Source organism: Pseudomonas sp. SYWMCR5 (assembly GCF_057197165.1).
This window is the reverse complement of record NZ_JBXUNH010000001.1, coordinates 606,150-628,738: the sequence shown is the minus strand read 5'-3', so window position 1 is coordinate 628,738 and position 22,589 is coordinate 606,150. Positions and strand designations below refer to the sequence as shown.

At 61.3% G+C, this 22,589-nt stretch carries 36 protein-coding genes and 1 pseudogene; 20 read left to right on the top strand and 17 right to left on the bottom strand.

Annotation, left to right across the window (positions count from 1 at the left end):
- Window positions 1-27: 27 nt before the first annotated feature.
- A complete protein-coding gene (locus AC2CGW_RS02935; RefSeq protein ID WP_484573528.1) occupies window positions 28-1,005 on the top strand; it encodes a tyrosine-type recombinase/integrase in 978 nt (325 codons plus the stop codon).
- Between the two features lie 2 nt (window positions 1,006-1,007).
- Here the strand turns inward: AC2CGW_RS02935 and AC2CGW_RS02930 are convergent, their stop codons facing one another.
- The 17 genes and pseudogenes from AC2CGW_RS02930 to AC2CGW_RS02850 all read right to left on the bottom strand — a co-directional run bounded on the left by AC2CGW_RS02930 (window position 1,008) and on the right by AC2CGW_RS02850 (window position 9,538).
- On the bottom strand, window positions 1,008-1,256 hold the full coding sequence (locus AC2CGW_RS02930) for a helix-turn-helix transcriptional regulator (protein WP_484573527.1): 249 nt from the start codon (window positions 1,254-1,256) through the stop codon (window positions 1,008-1,010).
- Window positions 1,253-1,537 (bottom strand): hypothetical protein, encoded by a 285-nt coding sequence (locus AC2CGW_RS02925; RefSeq protein WP_484573526.1) that lies wholly within the window; start codon window positions 1,535-1,537, stop codon window positions 1,253-1,255. Before AC2CGW_RS02925 ends, AC2CGW_RS02930 begins: the two co-directional genes overlap by 4 nt.
- A gap of 380 nt (window positions 1,538-1,917) precedes the next feature.
- A pseudogene (csrA, locus tag AC2CGW_RS02920) lies at window positions 1,918-2,079 on the bottom strand (carbon storage regulator CsrA); the annotation flags it as partial.
- A 304-nt stretch (window positions 2,080-2,383) separates the two neighbouring features.
- Window positions 2,384-2,539, bottom strand: coding sequence for a hypothetical protein (locus tag AC2CGW_RS02915; RefSeq protein ID WP_484573525.1), 156 nt, complete (start codon window positions 2,537-2,539; stop codon window positions 2,384-2,386).
- Window positions 2,536-2,940: a phage protein NinX family protein gene (locus tag AC2CGW_RS02910; RefSeq protein ID WP_484573524.1), complete on the bottom strand. Its 405-nt coding sequence runs from the start codon at window positions 2,938-2,940 to the stop codon at window positions 2,536-2,538. The genes AC2CGW_RS02915 and AC2CGW_RS02910 overlap by 4 nt, the downstream gene beginning before the upstream one ends.
- Window positions 2,937-3,287 (bottom strand): hypothetical protein, encoded by a 351-nt coding sequence (locus tag AC2CGW_RS02905; protein ID WP_484573523.1) that lies wholly within the window; start codon window positions 3,285-3,287, stop codon window positions 2,937-2,939. Before AC2CGW_RS02905 ends, AC2CGW_RS02910 begins: the two co-directional genes overlap by 4 nt.
- A complete protein-coding gene (locus AC2CGW_RS02900; RefSeq protein ID WP_484573522.1) occupies window positions 3,284-3,553 on the bottom strand; it encodes a hypothetical protein in 270 nt (89 codons plus the stop codon). Before AC2CGW_RS02900 ends, AC2CGW_RS02905 begins: the two co-directional genes overlap by 4 nt.
- A complete protein-coding gene (locus AC2CGW_RS02895) occupies window positions 3,550-3,708 on the bottom strand; it encodes a hypothetical protein (RefSeq protein ID WP_484573521.1) in 159 nt (52 codons plus the stop codon). Before AC2CGW_RS02895 ends, AC2CGW_RS02900 begins: the two co-directional genes overlap by 4 nt.
- Window positions 3,709-3,969: 261 nt before the next feature.
- Entirely contained in the window at window positions 3,970-4,467 is a 498-nt protein-coding gene (locus AC2CGW_RS02890) for a hypothetical protein (protein ID WP_484573520.1), read from the bottom strand.
- Between the two features lie 23 nt (window positions 4,468-4,490).
- Window positions 4,491-5,510, bottom strand: a complete 1,020-nt coding sequence (locus AC2CGW_RS02885; RefSeq protein WP_484573519.1) for a DNA cytosine methyltransferase — start codon at window positions 5,508-5,510, stop codon at window positions 4,491-4,493.
- A gap of 88 nt (window positions 5,511-5,598) precedes the next feature.
- On the bottom strand, window positions 5,599-6,414 hold the full coding sequence (locus AC2CGW_RS02880) for a DUF2303 family protein (RefSeq protein WP_484573518.1): 816 nt from the start codon (window positions 6,412-6,414) through the stop codon (window positions 5,599-5,601).
- A gap of 47 nt (window positions 6,415-6,461) precedes the next feature.
- Window positions 6,462-6,809, bottom strand: a complete 348-nt coding sequence (locus AC2CGW_RS02875) for a hypothetical protein (RefSeq protein ID WP_372822464.1) — start codon at window positions 6,807-6,809, stop codon at window positions 6,462-6,464.
- 88 nt (window positions 6,810-6,897) lie between these two features.
- Window positions 6,898-7,356: a hypothetical protein gene (locus AC2CGW_RS02870; RefSeq protein ID WP_484573517.1), complete on the bottom strand. Its 459-nt coding sequence runs from the start codon at window positions 7,354-7,356 to the stop codon at window positions 6,898-6,900.
- Complete coding sequence (locus tag AC2CGW_RS02865) at window positions 7,353-7,622, bottom strand: hypothetical protein (RefSeq protein ID WP_484573516.1); 270 nt, start codon at window positions 7,620-7,622, stop codon at window positions 7,353-7,355. The genes AC2CGW_RS02870 and AC2CGW_RS02865 overlap by 4 nt, the downstream gene beginning before the upstream one ends.
- A gap of 14 nt (window positions 7,623-7,636) precedes the next feature.
- Window positions 7,637-8,020, bottom strand: coding sequence for a response regulator transcription factor (locus tag AC2CGW_RS02860; protein ID WP_484573515.1), 384 nt, complete (start codon window positions 8,018-8,020; stop codon window positions 7,637-7,639).
- 142 nt (window positions 8,021-8,162) lie between these two features.
- The gene (locus tag AC2CGW_RS02855) at window positions 8,163-8,405 is read right to left on the bottom strand and encodes a hypothetical protein (RefSeq protein ID WP_484573514.1); all 243 of its coding nucleotides are present in this window, start codon (window positions 8,403-8,405) and stop codon (window positions 8,163-8,165) included.
- Window positions 8,406-8,758: 353 nt separating this feature from the next.
- Window positions 8,759-9,538, bottom strand: coding sequence for an XRE family transcriptional regulator (locus AC2CGW_RS02850; RefSeq protein WP_484573513.1), 780 nt, complete (start codon window positions 9,536-9,538; stop codon window positions 8,759-8,761).
- A 51-nt stretch (window positions 9,539-9,589) separates the two neighbouring features.
- On the opposite strand from AC2CGW_RS02850, the gene AC2CGW_RS02845 reads away from it, so the two are divergent.
- The 19 genes from AC2CGW_RS02845 to AC2CGW_RS02755 all read left to right on the top strand — a co-directional run bounded on the left by AC2CGW_RS02845 (window position 9,590) and on the right by AC2CGW_RS02755 (window position 22,506).
- On the top strand, window positions 9,590-9,799 hold the full coding sequence (locus AC2CGW_RS02845) for a Cro/CI family transcriptional regulator (RefSeq protein WP_484573512.1): 210 nt from the start codon (window positions 9,590-9,592) through the stop codon (window positions 9,797-9,799).
- A gap of 136 nt (window positions 9,800-9,935) precedes the next feature.
- Window positions 9,936-10,676: a Rha family transcriptional regulator gene (locus AC2CGW_RS02840; protein ID WP_484573511.1), complete on the top strand. Its 741-nt coding sequence runs from the start codon at window positions 9,936-9,938 to the stop codon at window positions 10,674-10,676.
- 11 nt (window positions 10,677-10,687) lie between these two features.
- Complete coding sequence (locus AC2CGW_RS02835; RefSeq protein WP_484573681.1) at window positions 10,688-11,413, top strand: DnaT-like ssDNA-binding domain-containing protein; 726 nt, start codon at window positions 10,688-10,690, stop codon at window positions 11,411-11,413.
- A complete protein-coding gene (locus AC2CGW_RS02830; protein ID WP_484573510.1) occupies window positions 11,410-12,093 on the top strand; it encodes a replication protein P in 684 nt (227 codons plus the stop codon). The genes AC2CGW_RS02835 and AC2CGW_RS02830 overlap by 4 nt, the downstream gene beginning before the upstream one ends.
- A 95-nt stretch (window positions 12,094-12,188) precedes the next feature.
- Window positions 12,189-12,635: a terminase large subunit domain-containing protein gene (locus tag AC2CGW_RS02825; protein ID WP_484573509.1), complete on the top strand. Its 447-nt coding sequence runs from the start codon at window positions 12,189-12,191 to the stop codon at window positions 12,633-12,635.
- Window positions 12,636-12,646: 11 nt separating this feature from the next.
- Window positions 12,647-13,720, top strand: a complete 1,074-nt coding sequence (locus AC2CGW_RS02820; RefSeq protein ID WP_484573508.1) for a phage portal protein — start codon at window positions 12,647-12,649, stop codon at window positions 13,718-13,720.
- Window positions 13,692-14,396, top strand: coding sequence for a head maturation protease, ClpP-related (locus AC2CGW_RS02815; RefSeq protein ID WP_484573507.1), 705 nt, complete (start codon window positions 13,692-13,694; stop codon window positions 14,394-14,396). The genes AC2CGW_RS02820 and AC2CGW_RS02815 overlap by 29 nt, the downstream gene beginning before the upstream one ends.
- A 67-nt stretch (window positions 14,397-14,463) precedes the next feature.
- Entirely contained in the window at window positions 14,464-15,687 is a 1,224-nt protein-coding gene (locus tag AC2CGW_RS02810) for a phage major capsid protein (protein WP_484573506.1), read from the top strand.
- Window positions 15,688-15,741: 54 nt separating this feature from the next.
- A complete protein-coding gene (locus AC2CGW_RS02805) occupies window positions 15,742-15,972 on the top strand; it encodes a hypothetical protein (protein ID WP_484573505.1) in 231 nt (76 codons plus the stop codon).
- 4 nt (window positions 15,973-15,976) lie between these two features.
- Window positions 15,977-16,549 carry a head-tail connector protein gene (locus tag AC2CGW_RS02800; protein WP_484573504.1) on the top strand — a complete coding sequence of 191 codons (573 nt, stop codon included), beginning with the start codon at window positions 15,977-15,979 and terminating at the stop codon, window positions 16,547-16,549.
- On the top strand, window positions 16,546-16,884 hold the full coding sequence (locus AC2CGW_RS02795; protein WP_484573503.1) for a phage head closure protein: 339 nt from the start codon (window positions 16,546-16,548) through the stop codon (window positions 16,882-16,884). Before AC2CGW_RS02800 ends, AC2CGW_RS02795 begins: the two co-directional genes overlap by 4 nt.
- Complete coding sequence (locus tag AC2CGW_RS02790; RefSeq protein ID WP_484573502.1) at window positions 16,877-17,362, top strand: HK97-gp10 family putative phage morphogenesis protein; 486 nt, start codon at window positions 16,877-16,879, stop codon at window positions 17,360-17,362. Before AC2CGW_RS02795 ends, AC2CGW_RS02790 begins: the two co-directional genes overlap by 8 nt.
- The gene (locus AC2CGW_RS02785) at window positions 17,359-17,727 is read left to right on the top strand and encodes a DUF3168 domain-containing protein (protein ID WP_484573501.1); all 369 of its coding nucleotides are present in this window, start codon (window positions 17,359-17,361) and stop codon (window positions 17,725-17,727) included. Before AC2CGW_RS02790 ends, AC2CGW_RS02785 begins: the two co-directional genes overlap by 4 nt.
- Before the next feature lie 52 nt (window positions 17,728-17,779).
- The gene (locus tag AC2CGW_RS02780; RefSeq protein ID WP_484573500.1) at window positions 17,780-18,505 is read left to right on the top strand and encodes a phage tail tube protein; all 726 of its coding nucleotides are present in this window, start codon (window positions 17,780-17,782) and stop codon (window positions 18,503-18,505) included.
- Window positions 18,506-18,513: 8 nt separating this feature from the next.
- Window positions 18,514-18,981: a phage tail assembly chaperone family protein, TAC gene (locus tag AC2CGW_RS02775; RefSeq protein ID WP_484573499.1), complete on the top strand. Its 468-nt coding sequence runs from the start codon at window positions 18,514-18,516 to the stop codon at window positions 18,979-18,981.
- A complete protein-coding gene (locus AC2CGW_RS02770; RefSeq protein WP_484573680.1) occupies window positions 18,957-19,202 on the top strand; it encodes a phage tail assembly protein T in 246 nt (81 codons plus the stop codon). The genes AC2CGW_RS02775 and AC2CGW_RS02770 overlap by 25 nt, the downstream gene beginning before the upstream one ends.
- Window positions 19,203-19,279: 77 nt before the next feature.
- The gene (locus AC2CGW_RS02765) at window positions 19,280-19,588 is read left to right on the top strand and encodes a superinfection immunity protein (protein ID WP_484573679.1); all 309 of its coding nucleotides are present in this window, start codon (window positions 19,280-19,282) and stop codon (window positions 19,586-19,588) included.
- Between the two features lie 39 nt (window positions 19,589-19,627).
- Entirely contained in the window at window positions 19,628-22,159 is a 2,532-nt protein-coding gene (locus AC2CGW_RS02760) for a phage tail tape measure protein (RefSeq protein WP_484573498.1), read from the top strand.
- Window positions 22,159-22,506 (top strand): phage tail protein, encoded by a 348-nt coding sequence (locus AC2CGW_RS02755; protein ID WP_054925847.1) that lies wholly within the window; start codon window positions 22,159-22,161, stop codon window positions 22,504-22,506. Before AC2CGW_RS02760 ends, AC2CGW_RS02755 begins: the two co-directional genes overlap by 1 nt.
- Window positions 22,507-22,589 lie beyond the last annotated feature (83 nt).

The window sequence follows — 22,589 nt, the reverse complement described above, 5'->3', positions numbered from 1 at the left end:
CCCCCAAGCGTTCGCTATCATTCCGCCATGGCCTACTACGAAAAGCGCGGTGACGCCTGGCGCGCCCAGATCCGCCGCAAAGGATATCCAACCCTTTCCGCTACCTTTGACACCAAGGCAGAAGCCCAGCGATGGGCCGCCGAGATCGAGGGTGACATGTCGCGTGCACGCTTCGTGGACATGCGCGAGGCCGAGAGCACCACGCTGGCCGAGGCCCTGGATCGCTACCTTTCTGAGGTGACTTCTACCAAGAAGGGCGCCAAGCAGGAGCAGGTCCGCATCAATAAGTGGAAAGAGCACAAGCTGGCCGCCAAGGGCCTGGCCACCATCCGCTCCAGCGACATGGCCGCCTACCGTGATGCCGAGCTCAAGGACGGGAAGTCGACGGCGACCGTCCGCCTGAACCTCGCGGTGATCAGCCACCTTTACACTGTGGCGACGAAAGAGTGGGGTATTGAGGGGCTGACCAACCCGTGTAGGGCGATCCGCATGCCGAAAGGCAGCAAAGAGCGAGATAGGCGTCCGACGCCGGCGGAGCTCACGGCTCTCTACAAGGCGGCGGGCCAGATGAATGCGCAGCTCCCGGTTTTCATCGAGCTGGCGGTGGAGACGGCAATGCGTCGGTCGGAGTTGTTGCTTCTGCGCCGCGACCAGGTTCGAGGCAAAGTAGCGTATCTTGAGGACACGAAGAACGGAGAGCGGCGTGCTGTTCCACTGTCCTCCAGGGCCATCACCCTACTCGAGGGCTTGCCCACGCCGATTGGTGGCGGCCGATACTTCAGCCTTGCACTCAACACGATCAGCAACTATTTCCCAAGGGCCTGCGAGGCTGCTGGGATCGAAGGACTACGCCTTCACGACCTTCGCCATGAGGCGACCAGTCGTTTCTTCGAGCGCGGCTTCACGATGATGGAAGTCGCGAGTATCACGGGTCACAAGACCCTGGCGATGCTCAAGCGGTATACGCACCTGAGTCCGCAAGACCTCGCCGAAAAGCTCGGCTGAGGTCATGCCACCCGGAGCGAGGGCGGATCTTTACGCTTGCGTCCCGGCTTCGCCTTCTCGTGCTCCCCATCCCTGAACTCGCGCAAAAACTTGCGCACATCTTCTTTCAGCCAGCAGTGCCGGTTGCCCATCTTGAAGCTCTTGGGCAACCACGGCACGCCTCGACGAATCCCTTCCCTGATCGATGCTTCGGTTCGGCCCAGCAGCTTGGCCAGGCCTTCAACCGTCAGCACTTCGGTGTCCTCGCTCATTCCTTCCTCCCAACCTGACTCACCAGGTTCTCACCTTCCGCGCCGTCGCTCAGCTCAGCAACCACAGACTTGATGCCTGCTACATAGCTGCCCGGACGGCCAATCGCGGCATTGGTCAAGCGTTCGATCACCAAGGCGACAGGGGATGCTCGGAGCGCCGCAACCAGCTCAATCGCCCACTCGCGCCCCTGTCGGTACATGTAAAGGTTGATGGGCCCGGTAATCGCCCACTCAATCTCTATTTTTGTGGCGCCAGCAGGCTTTTTATCCGCTGGTGCCATGGTTCTCGTCCTTGATTGAATGGAATTTATCCGGCCCCTGGCGCGCCGCAGTGCCATTTCAGCTATGAGGCTCATGGCGCACCTCGGATTCGAAGGTTGCTCGCAGGCGTAGTGTGATCCCGCACGCCTGCGCCAGCTGATTCAACTCGCCTACGCTTGTTTTCTGGTCTTTGAGCGCTTTGCCGAACTTAACCAGGCGCTCGCCGAGATCCTCGAATTCACTGCTCGCTGGTCTGGGCCTCGCCATGGCTGACCTCCTGGATACCTGATTTTTGCTCTTCGGCTTCATCCGCAAGGAGCTGACGCCACTCTGCCTCAGTGCGGTTCGCATAGAGCGGCTCGTCTACCGGCTGGAGTACTTTGGCTGGCGCCCGGCCATTTCCTGCTTCTTTGCGAAGGCGAATTTCGTGGCGGTCAACTGCCACCCCGGTCGGCGCTTCGATCCCCAGCCTGACCTGGCTGCCTTTGACGTCGAGTACAACGACGGTGATGTCATCACCGATGCGGATGGATTCGCCTATGCGGCGTGTGAGGATCAACATTGCAATAGCTCTCCATGCCCGCGCGGGGCGGGCTTGTGTAGTTGGGAAGGGTTAGGCCGGGTCTAATTCAGTCAGGCGGGGCGACCGATCATCGGTGCTTCTGGTCGCTCCGCAGCAGGAGCAGACCTTCTTCCAGTCAGACACGTAGCAGAAGGTGAATTGATCAGGCCTCTTGTGTCGCCTGGCCAGGTCAAGGCCGTGGTCATACTGGTGCGACCAGGCGTGCCAGCCCAGCGAACAAATCGCCTTTCGGAGATTCAACGAGGTGCCCGATAGATCAGGTAGGCCATGTAGGCGAGGGCGATCATGACTTGCGCTCCAGGAAGCACCAGACCAGGGCGACAAAGGCGCAGCCGATCCCGATGAGGTAGCCGGCGGCCGCTGCGCCAGTTGGTCCGGCGCCGTTGGCGGCGATGAAGAACAGCAGTGAGAGAATCAGGGAGAACTGGTAGTTGGTCATGGCATCAGCTCCGTCGGCACCTGGACGAACTCGCCCAGCTTGTAGCGCACGAATCCTCGGCAGAACGCGATCAGGGCGGTGGGGCCGTAGCACCAGATACCCGCTCCCTCCGGGCCGCCGCTGTAGGCGGCATCCCCGACCATGCCTGGATAGCTATGGACGCTGCCGCGGTGCTTGTCGATCAGCGGGCCGCAGCAGTGCCAGCAGCTTGAAGGGGTGTAGCTCGATTGGTCTTCACCTCCAACGCTGAGAGCCAGAGAGCCGAACAGTGCGAAGGGCTTTGGGCGCTCTTCCTTCGGGGGCGACAGCATGATTGTGCTGATGCCCTCAGCCTGCGCCACAGCCCAGTCCAGCGCAGCGCCGGTAAGGTTGGATACCCTCACTTCGATCAGGTCGGTCATGGTGCGACCGCCTTCACCCAATCCGAGAAGCCCTGCAGGATAGGCTGAACATTCTCGTCATCGGCCCAGCCTGCGAAGCCGATGAAGCCATCCCTGTTGAAGGTAATGGCCTCGCGGTTATCGAAGTAGCTCGCCTTGCAGCGAATCTCGGCATAGCGATCAAGAATACGGACGATCGCGCGCTGGCGGCAGCGAAGCGTTCCACCCATGACCCCGCTGGCCACCATGCGCTCGTTGATCTTGGCGCGTAGGCTGCGCATGCTCTCCGGAGAGAGAACGCTGTAGGTCAGGCCTGACTTTGCGAAGAGCTCGCGCGCCTGCTCTCGCGAAATTGCTTCTGTGCTCACAGCTCATACCTCTCATCAATCCAGCGCCCAGGCGCCAGAGCTGGTGTAGGTTCGTGTTGGGTTTCGTGCGGGGAGAGCTGGCGCTCGTTGCCGGCCACTTGCGGCAGCCAAACTTTCACGCAACTGATGGCGTTGTTGCCCAGCGAGTTCATGACGTAGCACACGACGCCGCGGGGCTTGTCCTCGAAGGACCAGACGCCTGACGGCAGTTCGGTTGCGCTGGCGCCGGTGGCCAGCAGCAGGAGGCAGAGAGCGAGGCGGGTCATGCTTGCTCTCCATTTATCGAGTAGCCGAAGTTGCAGACGTCAAAGAATGCTGACTCTGCTGCTTCGGCGATTTCCTCCGAAGTGGCGCTATTGTCCATTTCAAATTCAACGTCTTCGTGGCCAGTTGGCCATTCAACATGCACGGTAATGAGCACGGTGATTCCTTGGCCGCCATATCGCGGCAGTGAATAGAGGGGAGAGGGGTTAAAGCTGGGTGGAGTACAAAAGTACTCTGTTCGATTTGACGACCAGCATGGCGTGCTGGCTGTCCAGACCATCGAGCACTACCGCCAGCGCATCGTCAGCTTCGAGCGCCAAACAACTGCTCGGAGCGAGCTATGAAGCGAACAACCGAAGTGATCCATCTGGTGACTGCTGTCGTGTTTCTGATCGATGCCCTTGTGCGTGCTGGCCTGCTAGGCGCTGCCGGATAGGGCTTTGATCCGGGCGGCGAGATCTGCGGGCAGATCGAAATCAACGCCGGACCAGTGCCGCTTCGCGATCTCAGCCAGCACTACATCCCGCTCGGCCAGTTGGGCGCGCTGATTCGATATGCGCATGCTCTGCCGCATGATCTGCGCGTCAGAGTGCTTGCTGACCTCGCGCAGCCGCTCAACCTCGCCAGCGAACTTCGCTGCATAATCTTCAAGATCGATTTCGACGCCGCATTTCCAGCAGCATCCGTCGCAGTCTGCCCTTTCTTTCAGCGTGAACTCTGCCTTGCAGCTCCAGCACTTCAACGCCACCGGCTCGCTCTGGTGCTGGGCTGGCTTGGCCTGAAACTGGCGCAGGAGTTGAGCAGCGTCGTTCATGAATTCAAGCGCACCGTCGCCTGCATACGCCTCCTCAAGAGCTTCAATGGTTGCTTGCACGCTGACCATCTCTGTGTTGCTGGATCGGTTTTCTGTGGGCATGGGGATACCTCGCCGTAGTGGCTTCAAATGGATTCGAGATACGCGGCTATGAACTGCGTTGCCGCTTCAGCATTGATGGCGTTTCCGTAGGCGCGCAGTCGTCCCACTCTTGAGGCAGCCCCATGAGCCAGCGGGAATGTGCCGGGTTCAACTGGCCGCCACTTTCCATCCCGGCAGAAGAGCCAGTCAGCATCTGCCCACAGGCCGTTAACCGGACCGGCTGTGGCGAGTCGCGCAGAAGGGCTACCGTCTCCGATAGCCCCATCATTCCCGGTCGAGGAGTCACGTTGCCCTGCTTGATGGCATCGGTCGCCGTGCAGGTTGGCCAACCTGCCAGATAGGCCTGTCTCGGCAACTGATCGTTTCGATCCTTGCCGTCCCGCTGGGCCACCATCCCCGGAGTGTCCTTCCAGTCGCGGGTTGTTGGTGTGGTCCATCCCGACAAGCACGCCGCTGCTGCCAAGTCCGGACCGTGGTTCCGCATCGCCTCGAGCAACCCCCCCTCGAACGTGCGCACGCCCTTTTCTGCCAGCGCGGCGGTTGGCGTCGGCCACCCAGTACGTGCGGTCTCGGATATGCGGCGAACCGACGCCCGCAGACGGGAACGCGATAGCCCCGAAGGCATAATCCAAGGCTTCCACGTCAGCTTGTACAAGGTCGAGCCAAGGCTCTGCGTCCTTGCTTGCAACCTGCTCTCCAAAGACGATTGCAGGCTGGCGCTCGCTGATGAGCCAATGGAAGTGGGGCCACAGGTGCCGCTGGTCATCAAACCCAGCTCCCGCGCCTGCCGCGCTGAAAGGTTGGCACGGGCAGGAACCGGTCCAAACAGGTCGATCATCTGGCCAGCCGGCGCGACGAAGGGCGTAGGACCAAACGCCGACGCCGGCGAAGAAGTGGCATTGGGTGTATGGCTTGAGGTCATCGGGGTGCACATCCTCGATCGAGCGTTCGTCTACGTCGCCCGGCGCGATGTGACCTGCGGCAATGAGGTTGCGGAGCCACTGAGCCGCGTACGGGTCGATCTCGTTGTAGTAGGCGGCCATGGGCGGTCCTCGCCTGGGCGGCGTGATTCTGAGAATTAGGGGAGTTCGGGATGGATCGAGGCCCCGCTGAGCAGAGCCTCTGTTTGCATTACTTCGCGTCGAAGGTGCCCAGCGCCAGCTTGGCCGAGGCCTGGATGCTCTTCGCCAGGTAGTCCTTGAACTCCTGGGCGATCGCCTCGCGCTGGGTTTCCTCGCCGACCCAGCGCAGTTTCAGCACCGGTGCCGACCCGCTGGTGATCACCGAGACGCGCAGCTTGATTTCGTGGGTGCCCAGGCCTTCATACGGGGTGAGCTGAACCAGCAGCCAGGCCGGCAGGGTTTCCTTGCTGCTGGCCTCGATCGCGTCGAAGGCGCTGCGGCTGGCGCTGGTCTCGGAGACCGAGTGATCGCTTTCCGAGCGCGCCTTGACGGTGATGGTGCGCACCGCTGCGATGGCCTTGGCCAGCGACATGTTTTCGCCTTCATCGCTCACCGCGGCCAGGTGTTGGCTCCAGTCCTCGATCCAGTCGCTGAGCTGCTTCTGGCTCAGGTTGGTGTCGGTCACCGCCTGGACCGCGGCGTAGGCTGCGGTCGCCTTCAGAGCGAGCACCGCGCGGTCGTCGGCATGGCCAGGGGTTGCCGGTGTGCCGATGTTGAACAGCACAACGCAGCGCATGGCGTCTTGATCGATGAAGCCGCGGGCGTCCGGCGCTGCACGCTCGACAACATAGGCGCCGAAGTCGGCCAGGGAGTGGGTGGCGTAGGTGCCACGGAAGCGGCTGCGGCCGGACTGGTACTTCTCCAGATCTACGACGCTGGAACTGTCCGGCACCAGAGCTACCGGGGTGTTGGTGGGGAGGCTCTTTGCTGCGCCAGCCAGGGCCAGGTCACCGATGTACTGCAGGGCTTCTTTGCTGATGGTCATGCGTTATTTCCTTGTCGATCGCTGGGGTTGCGGGGTGGGATAGGGGATCAGGAGCGCGGGTGTACCGGCGCTTCTTCGCGGGTGAAGAGCTGGTCGTGCTTTTCGGGGAAGAGGGAGAGCTTGCCGCCGGCGTTGACGTGCATCGGCGTGTCGAGACTGGTGTTCTCGCTGCGGTCGCCGCGTTTGGTCGGCGCCTTGAAGGCAAGCTTGTGCTTGATCTTGACCTGAGCCGACTCGCCGATCTGGCTGAAGTCGAGGGTGATGACCACCTTGCCGGCTTTGCCGTGGTCCACGACGCCGGCGGCGACCTCGGATAGGGCGTGACCGATCTGGCTGGCGAAGGCGCCGCCGTTCAGTTCTTCGAAGAACTCTGCGGTATTGGTTGGGGTTGGCATTGCTTCGTCTCCACGGGAAGGATGCCGCTGGGCGGCAGGGTGATGAATTGCTGGCGCCGGCCGTGCCGGGCGCGTGAGGTGGTGCGTTTCATGCTGCTTTTTGCTGACTCCAGGCTCCGACAGCGGCAAAGATCTTGGCGGCCTCTGCTTCGTCGAGCGTTGTGTCGAAGGGAATGGCGATCCAGCCGGAGGCCACCAGGTGGTTTGGATTCGCGGTGGCGCGCAACTCGGTGTAGGTGGCTTCGATCACATCGGTGAGGTGATCGGCGCGGTAGTTGCCTTGGGGCGCGACCTCAATCGATTTGTGGTAGCGCTCGCCGAACTCGGTCCGGCAAAGCACGCTGAGGTAGATGGTCCAGCGATGCGCGATGTCGCACACGGCGTCGACGATGGTGCGGCTGACGATCTGTCGCCGGTTTCTCAGGTTGATCAGCACCTGCTGGCCGCTCGGGTCGATGTTCACCACTGCCGCATGGTTGGTGCTGATCAAGGCTCGACGTGCCCTGTCCATACGCGCGGCCATGCTGTGTGGCTTGCGCTTCTTCATTGTCGGCCCACCAGCTTCTGCCTGGCGGCTACCTCCATTGCCTCGACGAAAACGCTGGCGGCAGCCTCGCTGAAGCAGAAGCCCCGCGTCTTGCCCGTGGACAACTCGACAATGTGCCAGGCCTTACCCTTCGGGACAGCCCGAAAACGCGGGCGGCGCGCTGGTGCTGGCTGACCTATCCGCGCATAGAAGTGGGCGGTAGCCTTTCTGGCGAGCAGGCACAGATTGGCCAGCCCGTGAGCGCTTTCGCGCATGGCTTGGTTCATTGAGGAATCCTCATTCAGGCGTGGTATTCGAGGGCTTCTGCTTTGCGGATGATGCGCACCTGGGCGATGCGTCTCTCGGGGGCGCGGCGGTCACGGCGCATCGGGTCACCGTCATCGAGCATTGCGTGCAGCGCGATGAACGCTGCTAGAACGAAGCACAGCGGGCTGATGACGCCCCGGCGCATGGCTTCAGCTACGGCGGCGGTGCGCCGGCCGACGCCGAGCTTGAACATCGCGTTTTCCAGTCGATTCGCGACCGTGCCTGGTGTGATACCCATGCCCCGGGCGATCTCTTTTGCAGTCATGCCCTGGGCGACACCTAGAAGGGCCTCCAGCTCGCGAGGGGCCAGGCCACGGCCAAGGTGACCGGTCCATGATCCGTGATTGATCGTTTCCATGATTTTCCTTGGGGTGGCTGCATTGGAGAGCCGATCCCGCCTGTCTCCCTGAACACGCTTGTGTAGGGTCGGGAAGGCTCTCCGATGCAGCCTGGTGATGGGGGACCAGGTGAGTCGGGCCCTCTTTACGGCTGCCAGGGAGTCAGTGCGAGTGGATGATCTGCGCGTGACTGCGGTGGGCGTTTTCACCAACATGCTCGGCAACGCTGTGGATCAGGGCCACGGCCTCTTCCTTGCCATGGGTGGCTGCCAACGACAGGCCGGCCATGCTGATCAGCTTTAAGGTCAGGCCGAGTACGTCGTCCATGTCGCGCGGCTTGCAAGCGTTGATGTAGGCCTCAACCAGCTTATGGCTCATGCGTTCTGCGGTTTCAGGGGTGACCATTGGTGTGTCCTCGGTTGATTTCCCGTCTGGCCCTGTACCCAAGGCCAGCCAGTGAAATCTGCCGCGACCCGCTACTGGCGTCGGTCGCGCGGCAATATTCTGGTTGTTGACTCCGGCCGCGGCTCCATGCCCGACGGATAACTGGTTTCGCGCTTTACGCTGCACGCCCGGGTCAGTTGCCAACCCTCTGAACCGTTTAGGCCGGTTCATCGCTGCCTTCGCTGTGGCCGGTGTTGATCCGGCAATGACCAAAATATAAGTACGCTTATCTCTTGTGTCAATAAGCCTCCTTATAAAAATTCTGACAGGCATGAAAAAGCCCGCTCGAGGCGGGCTGTTCCAAGAAAGGGGAGTTACTTTCGGCGGGGGGATCTGCGCACGGTTGACCACCAGAATACTCGGCCAAGCATGCGAACCTCATCCTGCCACTGCTCGGCAGTCATTACCTCATCGGGGTACTCGTCGTCGTTCTCACTACTGATCCGGACGGCGCCCTGGGGGAGGCGATATAGGTACTTAGTCCGCAACAGTCCTCCATGGTTGAAGGCGTAGATTTCGCCATCAATGATTGAGGTATCGCTCATGTCAAATCCTATGGCCGCACCATCTAGGATCAGACGCTCCATGCTTCGGCCCTTGACGCGTGCAACCGCGGCGCTCTTCTTGTCGACGCCTGCTGCTCGCAGTGTGGCGCAGCTGAACCTCAGCTTACGGTCGGCGACCTCCACTACTTCTGTCATTCCATTGCCACCAGAGAACTCCACCTCCGCGAAGTAAGGCACTTCACAGTCATCATCATCAAGTGGATCACCTTCATCCCAGGCAGAAAGCTCTCCAAGCAGTTCCAGCTCTTGCGCTACCGGCTCGTTTGCTGGCTGCGATGCCGTCTGGTCCATCCGACCAATCCCCTCGGCAAGCCAGAGGGGGTTAACCCTGCACGCCTGGGCAATCTTGGTTAGGTGGACGCTGCGGAGATTCTTCCCCGTCTCCAACTGAGAAATTACGGGCTGCTCTACACCGACTTTTTCGGCCAATGAGCGCTGGGTCAGCTGCGCGTGCTTGCGCGCTGCCTTGATTCGGTCTGCGAGGGTTTCCATGCCCGGAAATCTATAAGGCAACTTATAGGCTTGCAAATAAGGCTCCTTATTCATACATTATAAGCACGCTTATCAGGAGTTAAATCCATGACCCCCATTGAAAAGCTCGTCGATTTCTTTGGCGGGCAAGCGAAGACCGCAGAAGCCCTGGGCGTTAGCCAAGCGGCGGTTTCGTACTGGTTCACCGGCACCACCACCATGAGCGCAAAGCGAGCATTCCTCGCAGAGGAACTGACCGGCGGAGAGGTGACAGCGAAAGAGCTTTGCCATCAGGCGGCGAAGAAGTCAGCAGCCTGACCAAGTTAAGTATGGATGGCCTGGCATTGCGCCAGTAGATGACCGAAACACCTGCTGATCCATCCAGTACCTGAATCGCAGGCGAAAAAAAACCGGGTGGCAGCCCGGTCTTTTCAACAACATAACGAGGTCGATTATGCATAGAGCAATCGATGCTAGCAATACCCACACCGCCATGGCAGTTCCTGGCCATGCCGAGTCGCACCGGCTGATGTCTACTCGTGAGGTCGCTGAACTGACCGGCAAGAGTCACGACAACGTGCTTCGGGACGCTCGGGCCTTGGCAAGAAGGGGTGTCCTCAAATCTGAGGAGACCCTCTATGTGCACCCTCAGAACGGCCAGCCCTACCCCGAATTCCTTCTCAACCAGCGCGATGCCCTGGTGCTGGTGTCCGGCTACAACGCGACACTGCGGGCCAGGATCATCGACCGCTGGCAAGAGCTCGAGGCTCGCGTGCTGGGGCGCCTGCAGGTACCGACGAATTTCGCCGAAGCTCTGCGTCTGGCTGCCGACAAGGCGGAGGAGAACCAGCGTCTTCAGGAAACGCTTGCCAAGCAGGCCCCGAAGGTCGCGGCAATCGTTCGTCTGGCAGGCGCCGGCGGGGCGATCTGTGTCACAGACGCCGCAAAACAGCTCCAGCTGGCGCCGTCGAAGCTGTTCGGATGGCTCGAGGAAAACCGCTGGATCTACCGCCGTCGCGGTTCCAAGCGATGGATTGCGTACCAGCCAAGGATCAGTGCGGGCCTGCTCAAGCACAAGGTGACCGGCCTCAAGCCCGATCCGGAAACCGGCAGTGACCGAGCGGCGTTCGATGTACTGGTTACACCGAAGGGGCTGGCGCGGATAGCCGAGCTGACTGCTGGGGGCACGCTGTGAGTGTTCAAGCGATGACCTGGGCGCTGGCGATCCCGAAATCCTCTCTGGAGAACCCTGCTGCTCGCCACGTTCTGCTTTGCCTGGCGAATTATGCAGGCAGCGATGGCCGGGGCGCATTTCCATCTGCTGCAACTCTGTCCGAAGACACCGGCCTATCGGAGCGCACCGTTCGCCTCAAGCTTGACGAACTGGCGACCGCTGGCTGGATCGTTGAGGGCAATCAGGCCATCGCCGCAGCGTACATCGACCGCCGTGATCGCCGGCCTGTCGTCTATGACCTTCAGATCAAACGGGGTGCAGCTAATGCACCCCGACAGGAACGGGGTGCAGCTAACCGCACGGGGTGCAGCTCACAGCAGAGCGGGGTGCAGGAAAACGCACAACGGGGTGCAGCAGCTGCACCCAATACGTCATTTAACCAATCTACTCACTCTCTGCGCGAACCGTTCGAGATGACGCTTCAGTGGGAACCTGACCAGACGATCCTGAAAGCATACGCCCTGCGTGCGGGGCTGACCCTGCAGGAATTCACCGACTCCGCGATCTCCGGTTTCGTTCTCCATCACGACGCCAAGGGTCTAGCCCAGACCGAGAAGCAATGGGTGGCGGCGCTTGTTGGCTGGGTGAGAAACGACCTCGCACGTGCCGCACGCGCTGGCAAGCAGGGTACCCAAGCCCAAGGCAGCACGTTCGATGACGACGACACGTCATGGATCGAGAAGGAGGTGCGCCAGTGAACCAAGTATCAACCGTAACGCATGGCCTGTGGGCCAAGGTGCAGGCTGGCCAGCGGGCGCACGCGGACCAGTGGATTCCCGAGGAGGTCAGGGCTGAGCTCAACCGGAAAACCGCTGCAGTGATCAACGGCCTTTTCCGCGACCTGCGAACGATTTGCAGCGCTTGGAAGCAGGCCTGGCCAGATCAGGCTACCTACGATGCTGCCAAGCATCAGTGGCTGACAGCCTTTCTCGAGGCAGGGATCAGCTCGCCGGAGCAACTGCAGTTCGGCCTTATGCGCTGCCGACAGTCCGGACGGGAGTTCATCCCGGCGCCCGGCACGTTCATCGAGTGGTGCCAGCCATCGCCAGAAATGCTTGGTCTGCCGGCCCTGGCCGCAGCTTTTCGTGAAGCAACGCGCAATGCGCACCCAGCCATGGCCGGTCGCGGGCGCTGGACCCACGACGCTGTCTGGCACGCCGCCAAGGAGTGCGGATTCGAGAACTTGAACCGGCTGCCGTCAGATGCCAGCGAAAAGCTCTTCGAGCGTAACTACACGATTGCTGTCCGCCGGATCGTCGCAGGTGAGCCACTCCAGCCCATGCCGTTGGCGCTTCCAGCCGAGGTTGCCGGCACCCGTACACCTGAGGTCGCCAACACGGCCCTCGCTGCCATGCGCGCCAAGCTCGCGCAGCGCTGAACTTCACAAGGAGCCAGGCTCATGCCTCTGACCCGTGCGACTTCATCGAGAAACTGCACCACGTTGAAGGCAAGTGGGAAAAGCCGACCATCGTGATGCACCCGTCGCACATTTTCTTCGTGGTGCAGCTGTTCGGTTTTCGCAAACGGCAGTGGGTGTACACCGAAGGCTGGGGCGACGACGGGAAGTTTCACCCGCGGCGCTTTACCTCGGCGCTGTTCGCGGTAGCCCGGAAGAACGCCAAGAGCACGCTGTCCTCGGCGATCCTGCTGTACTGCGAGTGCTGCGAGCCGGAGGAGGGCGCGCAGATCGTCAGCGCCGCGACAACGTTTGGCCAGGCGGCGATCATCTTCAACGCCGCCAAGCGGATGACGGAGAAGAACGCAGATCTGCGAGAGCACTTCGGCCTTGAGGTGTGGGCCAAGTCCATCAGCCGTGTGCAGACCGGGGCCAGCTTCAAGCCGATCCACGCGAAGGCATCGACCCAAGATGGCCTGAAACCGCCAAGCGCAGTGCTGCTGTATATGCCTGCTGCCGACTGATCGCCGGCGCGGTGGCGTTGCTGCCGCTGCCGATCTATGAGCGGACAGCTGACGGCGGGCGAACGCGAGTAAGTCATGACGTTTGGTGGCTGCTGAACGAGTCGCCTTATCCCACCCTGACTGCCTGTTCGTTCTGGGAGTGGATGCTGTCCTCGATGCTGCTGCGCGGCGACGGCCTGGCACAGATTGTTCGCGACCGTGGCGGCCGACCTGTACGGCTGATGCCGCTGCCGCGGGAGTGCGTCTCGATCGTGCGGGTGGGTGACACGCTGCACTACTACGTCAACGACGACGGCAGGTACTTCGGACTGGAGGCAGAAGACGTACTGCACTTCCCTGGCTTCGGTTTCGACGGCACCAAAGGTGAGTCGGTGATTCGCTACGCAGCCCGCCAGGCTGTCGGGGCGGCCCTGGCTGCTGACGAGTATGCCGGCGAGTTCTTCAGCAACGGTGCCAGTCCGAGCGTGGTGATCACCTACCCGCAGGGCGTGTCACCGAACGATGAGCAGCAGAACTACCTGCGGCAGCAATTCACCGAGAAGTACACCGGCCGCACCAACCACCACAAGCCGATGCTGCTGGTGAATGGTGGCGATATTAAGCCGGTGAGCCTCACCGCCGAGGACGCTCAGCTACTTGAAACCCGAAAGTTCCAAGTGGTGGAGATTGCCCGAGCATTCGGTGCGCCGCCGCACATGATCGGTGAAACCTCGGCATCAACAAGCTGGGGCACCGGCATTGAGCAACTGTCGATCGGCTTCGTCCGTTACACCCTCGGTCCGCACTTGCGGCGCATCGAGCAGGAGCTGAACCGCAAGCTGTGGCCAAGGTCGGCGCAGTTCTTCACCGAGTTCAACCGGGACGGCCTGCTGGCCGGCGACAGCAAGACCGAGGCCGAAGTGCTCGGCAAGTCGCTCGGCGGCCCAGGCAGCCAGGGCTGGTCGACCGTAAACGAAGTGCGCCGCCTGAAGAACATGCCCCCGATCGAGGGTGGCGACAAACTGTATTTCCCGAGTGCCGGGCAGAAGCCGGCAAAACCCCCAGAGGCGCAGCCCGATGAACCTGATCCAGCTATTCCAGAATAACCAGGCCGCGAAGCGGGAGTTCCGCATCGTCAGCGAGGCGCGTGAGGCGACCGTCTACCTTTACGACATCATCGGCGAGGACTGGTATGGCGGCGTCTCCGCCAAGGACTTTGTCCCGAAGCTGGCCGCCCTCGACGTGGATACCATCCACCTGCGCATCAACAGCCCCGGCGGTGATGTGTTCGATGCTCGAGCAATGGCCCAGGCCATCAAGCAGCACCCGGCCAAGGTGATCGCGCACATTGACGGCCAGGCTGTCTCAGCAGCGACTTATGTTGCTATCGCGGCTGATGAGGTCGAGGCCGCCGACGGCAGCTTCTTCATGATCCATAACGCCTGGACCATCCAGATGGGCAACGCCAAGGACTTCCGCGACCAGGCCGATCTGCTGGACAAGGTCGACGCGAGCATTAGCGCGGACTACGAGCGCAAGACCGGCAAGTCGTCGGAGGAGATCTTGGCCATGATGGCCGCCACCACCTGGATGACCTCTGCCGAAGCGCTCGCCGCTGGCTTCATCGATCGCCTTGCTGAAGGCAAGTCCGCAACCCAGAACCACTGGAACCTTGCCGCTTACGGCAATGCCCCCAAAGCGCTCACTGAGCGCCCCGAACCCACGGTGAACCGCGAAGCCTTGGAGCGCCGCCTTTCGCTGCTGGAACAAATTGCGCCGTAGGCCTCGCGCCGTCGCGTAACCACAGCCCGCCCAGTGCGGGCTTTTTTGCATCTGGAGATCTGATCCTATGACCATTCAAGCAATGCGCGAGCGCCGCAGCGGCCTGGCCATCGAGGCGCGAAAGCTGCTCAATGACACCAAAGACAAGCCGTGGAACGCCGAGCACCAGGCGAAGTACGACACCCTGACCGGCGAGATTTCCGACCTCGACGGCCGGATCGAGCGCGAACAAAAGGTGCTGGACCTCGCCGCCGAGCAGCACTTCAATAAGGGCGGTGACGGTGAGAAGAAGCCTGGCAAGCGTAATACCGAGGACCTGCTCTCGGATATCGGCATCTTCGACACCTGGACCCGCCGCGGTGAGCGCGGATTCACCAACGAGCAGGCCGCCAAGTTCTTCAACACCATGAGCACCACCACCGGCGCCGAAGGCGGCTACACCGTGCCGTCTGCGGTGGCGTCGAGCCTGATCGAGTCCCTGAAGCTGTTCGGCGGTATGCGTGGGGTTGCTGAGATCCTGAATACCGCCCAGGGCAACCCGCTTAGCTTCCCGTCTTCGGACGGTACCAGCGAGGAGGGTGAAATCCTGGCGGAGAACGCACAGGCCAGCACGCTCGACCCTTCGTTCGGCACTGTTGGCCTGAACGTCTTCAAGTACAGCTCCAAGATCATCGCGGTACCGATCGAGCTGCTGCAGGACAGTTCCATCGATATCGAGGCGTTCATTCGCAAGCGCATCATCACGCGCGTGGGCCGCATCACCAACCGCCACTTCACCACCGGCACCGGTACCGGTCAGCCGCGCGGCATCGTCACCGCATCTACTGCCGGCAAGATCGGCGAGACCGGCCAGACCCTGACCGTCGGTTACGACGACCTGGTCGACCTGCTCGAATCCGTGGACGAAGCGTATCAGCTGGCCGGCAACTGCAAGTTCATGTTTGCACAGACCGTCCGCAAGCTGCTGCGCAAGCTGAAAGACACCGCCGGCCGCCCGATCTGGACCCCAGGCTACGAGGCTGGCATCACTGCCGGCGCGCCGGACCTGCTGCTGGGCAAGGAAGTCGCGCTGAACAACGACATGCCCGCACCGGCCGCGAACGCGAAGTCGATCATCTACGGCGACCTGTCGAAGTACATGATCCGCGATGCCATGCAGGTCAACCTCATGCGCTTCGACGACAGCGCCTTCGCCTCGAAGGGGCAGGTGGGCTTCCTGGCCTTCATGCGCAGCGGCGGCAACCTGACCGACTCGGCTGCGGTGAAGCACTACCAGCATTCGGCGACCTGATGCGCCTGGCGGGCTCCGGCCCGCCACCCACCCCACTTTCACGAGGATTGAATCATGGCTGCAAAGAAAGACCTGGTGCCGGTGCGCATCCTGTGCGGGTTCCCGCTCGATGGTCGCCAGTACACGCCTGGCCAACTGGTGGGGTTCCCTGCCGAGCTGGTTGATCAGCTGAAGAAGATGGGCTCCATCGACGCAGGCAAGGAAGCGGTGGCCGCCAGCAAGGCCGCCGGCTTCCAGCTGATCGAGCATTCGGCAGAAGACGAGCAAGAGCAGGCGGAGGGCTGACCTTATGGGGCTGCAACTGTTGGAAGGCCCTGCGGAGCAGCCCGTATCGATCGAGGTGGCCAAGAAGCACCTGCGCATCGCCCCGGCTGATACCGGCCAGGATGACGAGGTCGCCCGTATCATCCGCGCCGCTACGACGCGGGCTGAGAAGATCACGCAGCGCGCCTTCCTCACGCAGCGTTGGCGCCTCTATCTCGACTGCTTCCCGCCTGGAGCCATCCTGGTTCCGCGCCCGCCGCTGAAAAGCGTAGAGGCGGTCACGTACACCGACCCGCTTGGGGTTGAGCAGGTTCTTGACGAGGCGAGCTACCTGGTGAACCCATTCGAGATCCTTGGGCAGGTTACCCCCGCCCAGGGCCGTCGCTGGCCTGCAACGGCCAGACAAGCCATGGCTGTGAAGGTGGATTTCACTGCAGGCTACGACGCCGTGCCCGAGGATATAGTTTCGGCGATCCTGCTGCTGGTGGGGCATTTCGACCAGAACCGCGAGGAGGTGGTGACCGGCACCATCGCGACCAAGCTGCCGGGCGGGGTTGATGCGCTGCTCTCGTCGTATGAAGTTCCGGGTGTCCCGTGAGGCTGGGGCAACTGCGGCACCTCATCAGGATCGAGGAGAAGATTGTCCCGCGCGATCCCGTCACTCTGGAGTTCGGGGAACCGGTGTGGCAACTCTTCGCTGAGGTCTATGCCCGGAAATCGCCACTGTCGGCCCGCGACCTCATCGCGGCAAAGGCAGCGCAGTCGGAGGCCTCGGCTCGCTTCCTCATTCGCTATCGCGAAGGCGTTCTTCCTACGATGCGCATCGTCTACGCCGGCGAGGTCTACAGCATAGAAGGTCCACCGCTGGAGGACGATGATTCCGGGCTTGAGCATCTGACCATCCTGGTATCGAAGGGGGTGAAGGATGGCTGACGGCGTTGAGTTCACCATCACCGGCCTGGATAGCCTGCTCGGCAAGCTGGACGCCGTCAGCTACGACGTTCGCCGCAAGGGTGGCCGGGCCGCGCTACGCAAGGCTGCCCAAGTGGTGGTGCAGAACGCCAAGGAGCGCGCCGAGCGGATCGACGACAAGGCCACTGGCCGATCCATCGCTGACAACATCGCGCTGCGCTGGAATGGCCGGTTGTTCAAGCAGACGGGCGACCTGGGATTCCGGATCGGCGTTCTGCATGGCGCCGTGCTCAAGGATGGCGGTGATCTCAGTCCGAACGCACCGACGCCGCACTGGCGCTTGATCGAGTTCGGTACCGAGAAGATGGCCGCCGTGCCATTCATGCGGCCGGCGCTGGCAGACAGCATCAGCCAAGCGACCAGCACCTTCGTCAGCGAATACGAAAAAGCGATCGACCGCGCGATCCGTCGCGCTGCAAAGAAGGCAGCTTCCTCATGACCCCACCAATTGCCCAGCTGTGCACCGAATCAGCGGCCGTCACGGCACTGCTCGGAGCCGGGACAAACCTCAGGCTCTACTCATTCGGCGAGGCTCCAGAGGCCGTGGCCAAGCCGTACGCGGTATGGCAGGTGGTGAGCGGCAGCCCGGAGAACTTCCTGGCCGGCCGGCCAGACGCTGACAGCATAACGCTGCAGGTCGACGTGTACGGCACCACCGGCGTCTCGGTGCGCCAGGTCCGTGATGCGATCCGCGATGCAATTGAGTTGCACGCCTACGTCACCCGCTGGGGCGGCGAGGGCCGAGACCCAACAACCAAGAATTACCGAACAAGCTTCGACGTGGACTGGATAGTCCGCCGTTGAGCCAACCGAGCCCGCCTAGAGCGGGCTTTTCTTTGCCCGACAGGAGATCACCATGTCGATTCTCACCCAAGGCACCCAGGTATACACCCTGATGCCGCCCCTCAATGGCAACGGCCCATCGACTGTGATGGAGGTCGAATGCGCCACAGCCTTCAACCCAGGCGGCGCCCCTGCCGAGCAGATCGAGGACACTTGCCTCAGCGACCGAGATCGCACCTACAAGAAGGGACTGCGCACTCCCGGACAGGCATCGCTGACCATCAACGCGGACCCCAACAGCCCCAGCCACCTGCGGCTGCATCAGCGCTCCGAAGAGAACGGCGACACGACCCAGAAGTGGGCTGTCGGCTGGTCCGACGGAACCGCGGCCCCCACCTTGGCGGCTGCGGGCGCCCTGGACGCAATCGCCGTCACCAGCGGCGGCAGCGGCTACACCAGTGCGCCGACCGTGACCCTGACCGGCGGTGGCGGCAGCGGCGCGACTGCCGTGGCCCTGCTCGACGACGACGGGGTGGTGGCGATCAACATCACCAACCCTGGCAGCGGCTACACCAGTGCGCCGACCGTAAGCTTCACTGGCGGCTCCGGGTCCGGCGCCGCGGCCACCGCCTCGGTCAACCTCGAGGAAGACTTCGTTCTCCCTCCTTCGCGCACCTGGTTCGTCTTCGAAGGCTACGTCGCCGACTTCCCGTTCGACTTCGCCGCCAACGCTGTTGTCAGCACCGCGGTATCCATCCAGCGTTCGGGCGGTTCCGCCTGGATCAAGAAGACCGCTTGAGGTAGCCAATGAAGCTCAATATCGACAGCCTGCGCCAAGCGGGTTCGTTCACCGGCCGGCCAGTTGAAAAGGAGATCAGCTGGCGGCAGGGCAGCGATACGATCACCGCCACGGTGTTCGTGCGCCCGCTGGGTTACCAGACCGCCGTGAGCGATGTGCTCGCCGCCGGCGGCAAACAGGACAGTATCGCGGGGCGCATTGCAGCCGCGATCTGCGACGAGGAAGGCAATCCAGTGTTCACTGCGCTGGATATCACGCACGGCCCCCTCGACAAGGATGAGCAGGCCAAAGACCCGGACAGCACCAAGCGCATGGGCGCGCTCGATGGCAACCTCACCGTGGCGCTGCTCCAAGCTATCCATGAGGTCAACAACCTGGGAAAGACGACGAGCTCACCGACCTCGACGAGCTCTGGCATGAGCTCGTCCTCGCCGGTGTCGGAGGCTGCACCATCGCGCAAGCGCAAGAAAACCTGAGCCTGCGCGAATATCGATCCTGGGTGAAGTTCCGGGATCGACGCGGATCGCTGCACCTCGGGATGAGGGTTGAGCGGGGTGTGGCGCTTCTTGCATCCATCCTGGCCAACCAGGGCCGTGACAGGAAGGCGCGGCCACAACCCTTTACCCCGGATGATTTCACCCCTCACGGTGACCTCAAGGTGCTCAGTCTGGAGCAGGCGATGGACGAGTGGGCATAGCCCCAATCCTTTGGAGTTCGGCTGCTTGGTGGTAGATTGACCGGCTGTTTATGCCGGAGGGAACCAGAGTGGAAATCATGTATGGCGGTTACTTGCTTGGGATTGCGCTTTCATTAGTTATTTACTTCGTTCCAATGATGATTGCCTTTTATAGAAATCATGGACGATATACCACCATTTTCATGATGAACCTTTTTCTTGGTTGGACGATTTTGGTTTGGGTCATTTGTTTGATATGGGCTTTGTTTGGTGCATCCCGAATAAAAAATGCATTTGGCGGCTCGAATAAGTACGAGGACCTTGAGCGAATATCTCGTCTGAAAGCTTCCGGAGATTTAACGGAAGATGAATACCAGGCAGAGAAGGCCAGGTTACTCAATCAATGAAGGAGGCCCGCTTAATGCGGGCTTTTTTTTGGAGGCAGTATGGCAAACAGGTCGTTGGGGACGCTGACGCTGGACCTGATTGCCAAGGTTGGTGGGTTCGAGCAGGGTCTCGACAAGGCTGGGCGGTCTGCAGAAAAGCGTATGAAGCAGATCAGCGACAGTGCAGCCAAGCTTGGTGCGGCTGTTGGTGCAGGTCTCGCCGCCGGGGTTACGGCTCTTGGGGCGATAACCGTTTCAGCGATCAAATCTGCAACCGAGGTTGCAAAACTCGCTTCTGTAGCGAACGTCAGTACTACTGACTTTCAAAAACTTGCATCTGGCGCAAGACTTGTTGGTGTTGAGCAGGACAAGCTCTCTGACATTCTCAAGGATGTGAATGACAAGGTCGGTGATTTTCTTAATACCGGCGGCGGAGAAATGAAGGACTTCTTCGAGCAGATCGCGCCGAAAGTAGGCGTTACGGCCGATCAGTTTCGTAACCTTAGTGGAAGCCAAGCACTAGGGCTGTATGTATCAAGTCTTGAAAAGGCGAAGGTAAGCCAGAGCGATATGACCTTCTATATGGAGGCTATCGCCAATGACGCAACTTTGCTGCTACCCCTGCTCAGGAACAACAGTGAAGGATTCAAAAGGTTTGGCGATGCGGCTGAGGCAGCCGGCGCCATCATGGATGAGAAGACGGTTCGAGCGGCGAAAGAGCTGCAGGCTGCCAACTGGCTTGTCGATCAGTCGATCTCCGGCATTACAAATCAGCTAACCGCAGCGCTGCTGCCAAGCATGGCGGAGTTCGCTGGGCGGTTAAGTGATTCCAGCATCAATGGAGTTGTCGCGAAGAAAGTCGCGGATGATCTGGCAGCGAGCCTCCAGGCACTGGCAAAGTTCGCAATCGGGACAGTTGCAGGGATTCACCTGTTGGGCGTCGGTTTAAAGTCTCTTTCCGACTTCGACAACGCAATGGTAGGAGGAGAGGACGCCAAGTGGTGGGATAGGTATCTGCCGCCAGTGCGTATTTACAATGCTTTCAAGAATATCGATGCCATGGGGAATGTCATCGGTGGCACCAAAGAGCATATGGATAGCTTGATCACCGGTTACGGTGATCTCATGGCAAGCTTCGACTCCAAGACTGGTGGATCTGGTAGCACCAACCAGGTCAAGGAACTTGCAGACCTTCTCGATAGGCTTAAAACCAGTGGGCCTGGAACATTCACAGCGATCACAAGGGCCCAGCAGGATGCCGCCAAAGCCGCGGAGGCCGCAGCAAAGAAGCTTCAAGGGCAGTTCGATACGACAGAGCAGGACTACCAGCGCCAGATCGCACTCATCAATACCGAGGTCGACAAACGCAAGGACGCCACGGAGGTGGCGAAGCTGCAGTTCGAACTCGAATCCGGCAAGCTGAGCGGGCTGAGCGTTCAGCAGCAGGATCGCCTCAAAGGGCTCGCCGCTGAGCTCGACCAGCTCAAGAAGATCAAGCAGGAGAACGAGGACGCGAAGAAGCTCGCCGCCTTCCGAGCCAACGTCGGCGAAGACTACCAGACGGCCAGGAGCGGCTTCGATCAGGACCTGGCTGGCGCGGGCCGCGGCGACAAGTACAAGGAGCGCTTGAAGGAGCGCCTGGCGATTGAGGAGGACTTCAACCGCCAGCAGCGCGAACTGGTCTTGCAGCGCAACAGCGGCGATATCAGTGCCGAGTTGTACGCTCAAGAAACCGAGGTGCTGAGCGAGGCCCTTGCCGCGCGCCTGGTGCTGCAACAGGACTACTACAACCAGGTAGACGAAGCGCAAAGCAACTGGATGGATGGTGTCACCAGCGCCTGGGAAAACTTCGCTGACGCAGCCACCAACTATTCAGCCCTGGCGGCCGACGCCACCACTTCGACTCTCGGGAGCGCCAAGGGGGAGTTGAGTTCTTTCCTCTCTGACGTGGCCACCGGTTCCAAGGACGCCGGCGATGCGCTGGTGGATATGATCACCGGTTTCGGTAAGTCCTTCGTCGGCGCTCTTTCGGACATGGCTGCCCAGTGGCTGGTGTATCAGGCTGTGCAGTTGCTGGTTGGCAAGACGACCCAGTCAGCTGCGGGAATTGGGATGGTAGCCAATGCACAGGCTACTGCATTCCAAGCCCAGCTTGCGGCCTACGCTTCGACTGCTGCAATTCCTGTCTTTGGTCCAGCGCTGGCGCCGGGAGCCGCTCTTGCTGCAGCTGCTGCTACCGCGCCAATGGTTGCAGGTGTGGCATCGACTGCGCTGATGGGTATGGCTCACGACGGTATCGACAACATCCCCAGGGAAGGCACCTGGTTGCTTGATGGCGGTGAGCGGGTGCTGAACCCCAACCAGAACCGTGACCTGACCCACTACCTGCGCAGCGCGAACGAAGCCGGCGGGGGCATGGGCCGGGGCGGGGGAATCACCATTAACGCACCAGTGACCGTTCAGGCCCAGCCAGGCATGAGCGACGAAGCGGCGCGCCGCCAGGGCGAAATGATGGGTCAAGCGTTCAGGCAAACCATCCGCGAGGTGGTGAACGAGGAGTTCGCCCAAGGCGGATCGATGTGGAGGAGGTAATGGCCGAGGAGTTCAGTTTCTGCACCCGGGTGGGCGCCTCCGGGGATGTAAAACAGCGCGTGTGGGAAAACGACTTCGGCGACGGTTACAGCCAGTCGGGCGGTACCGGCATCAACGGCAAGTCGGAGGAGTGGACGCACCAAGCCGTGGGCAGCCTTGAGGAGGGTCAGGAACTACGCCAGATGCGTGACTTCCTCGATCGCCACGAGGGCTACAAGTCGTTCTTCTGGACCTCGCCAAGTGGCTTGCGCGCCCGCTTCAAGGTCAACGGCTACAAGCTGGACCCGCTGGGCGCGGGGCAGACCAAGATCAGCTTCACGATGAAGCAAGCCTTCACCCCTTACTGACCCCGCCTTCGCGGGGTTTCTTTTTTCTGAGGCCCCCATGACTTTCGAGACCGATATCCAGAAGCTCGAGCCGGGCAACCAGA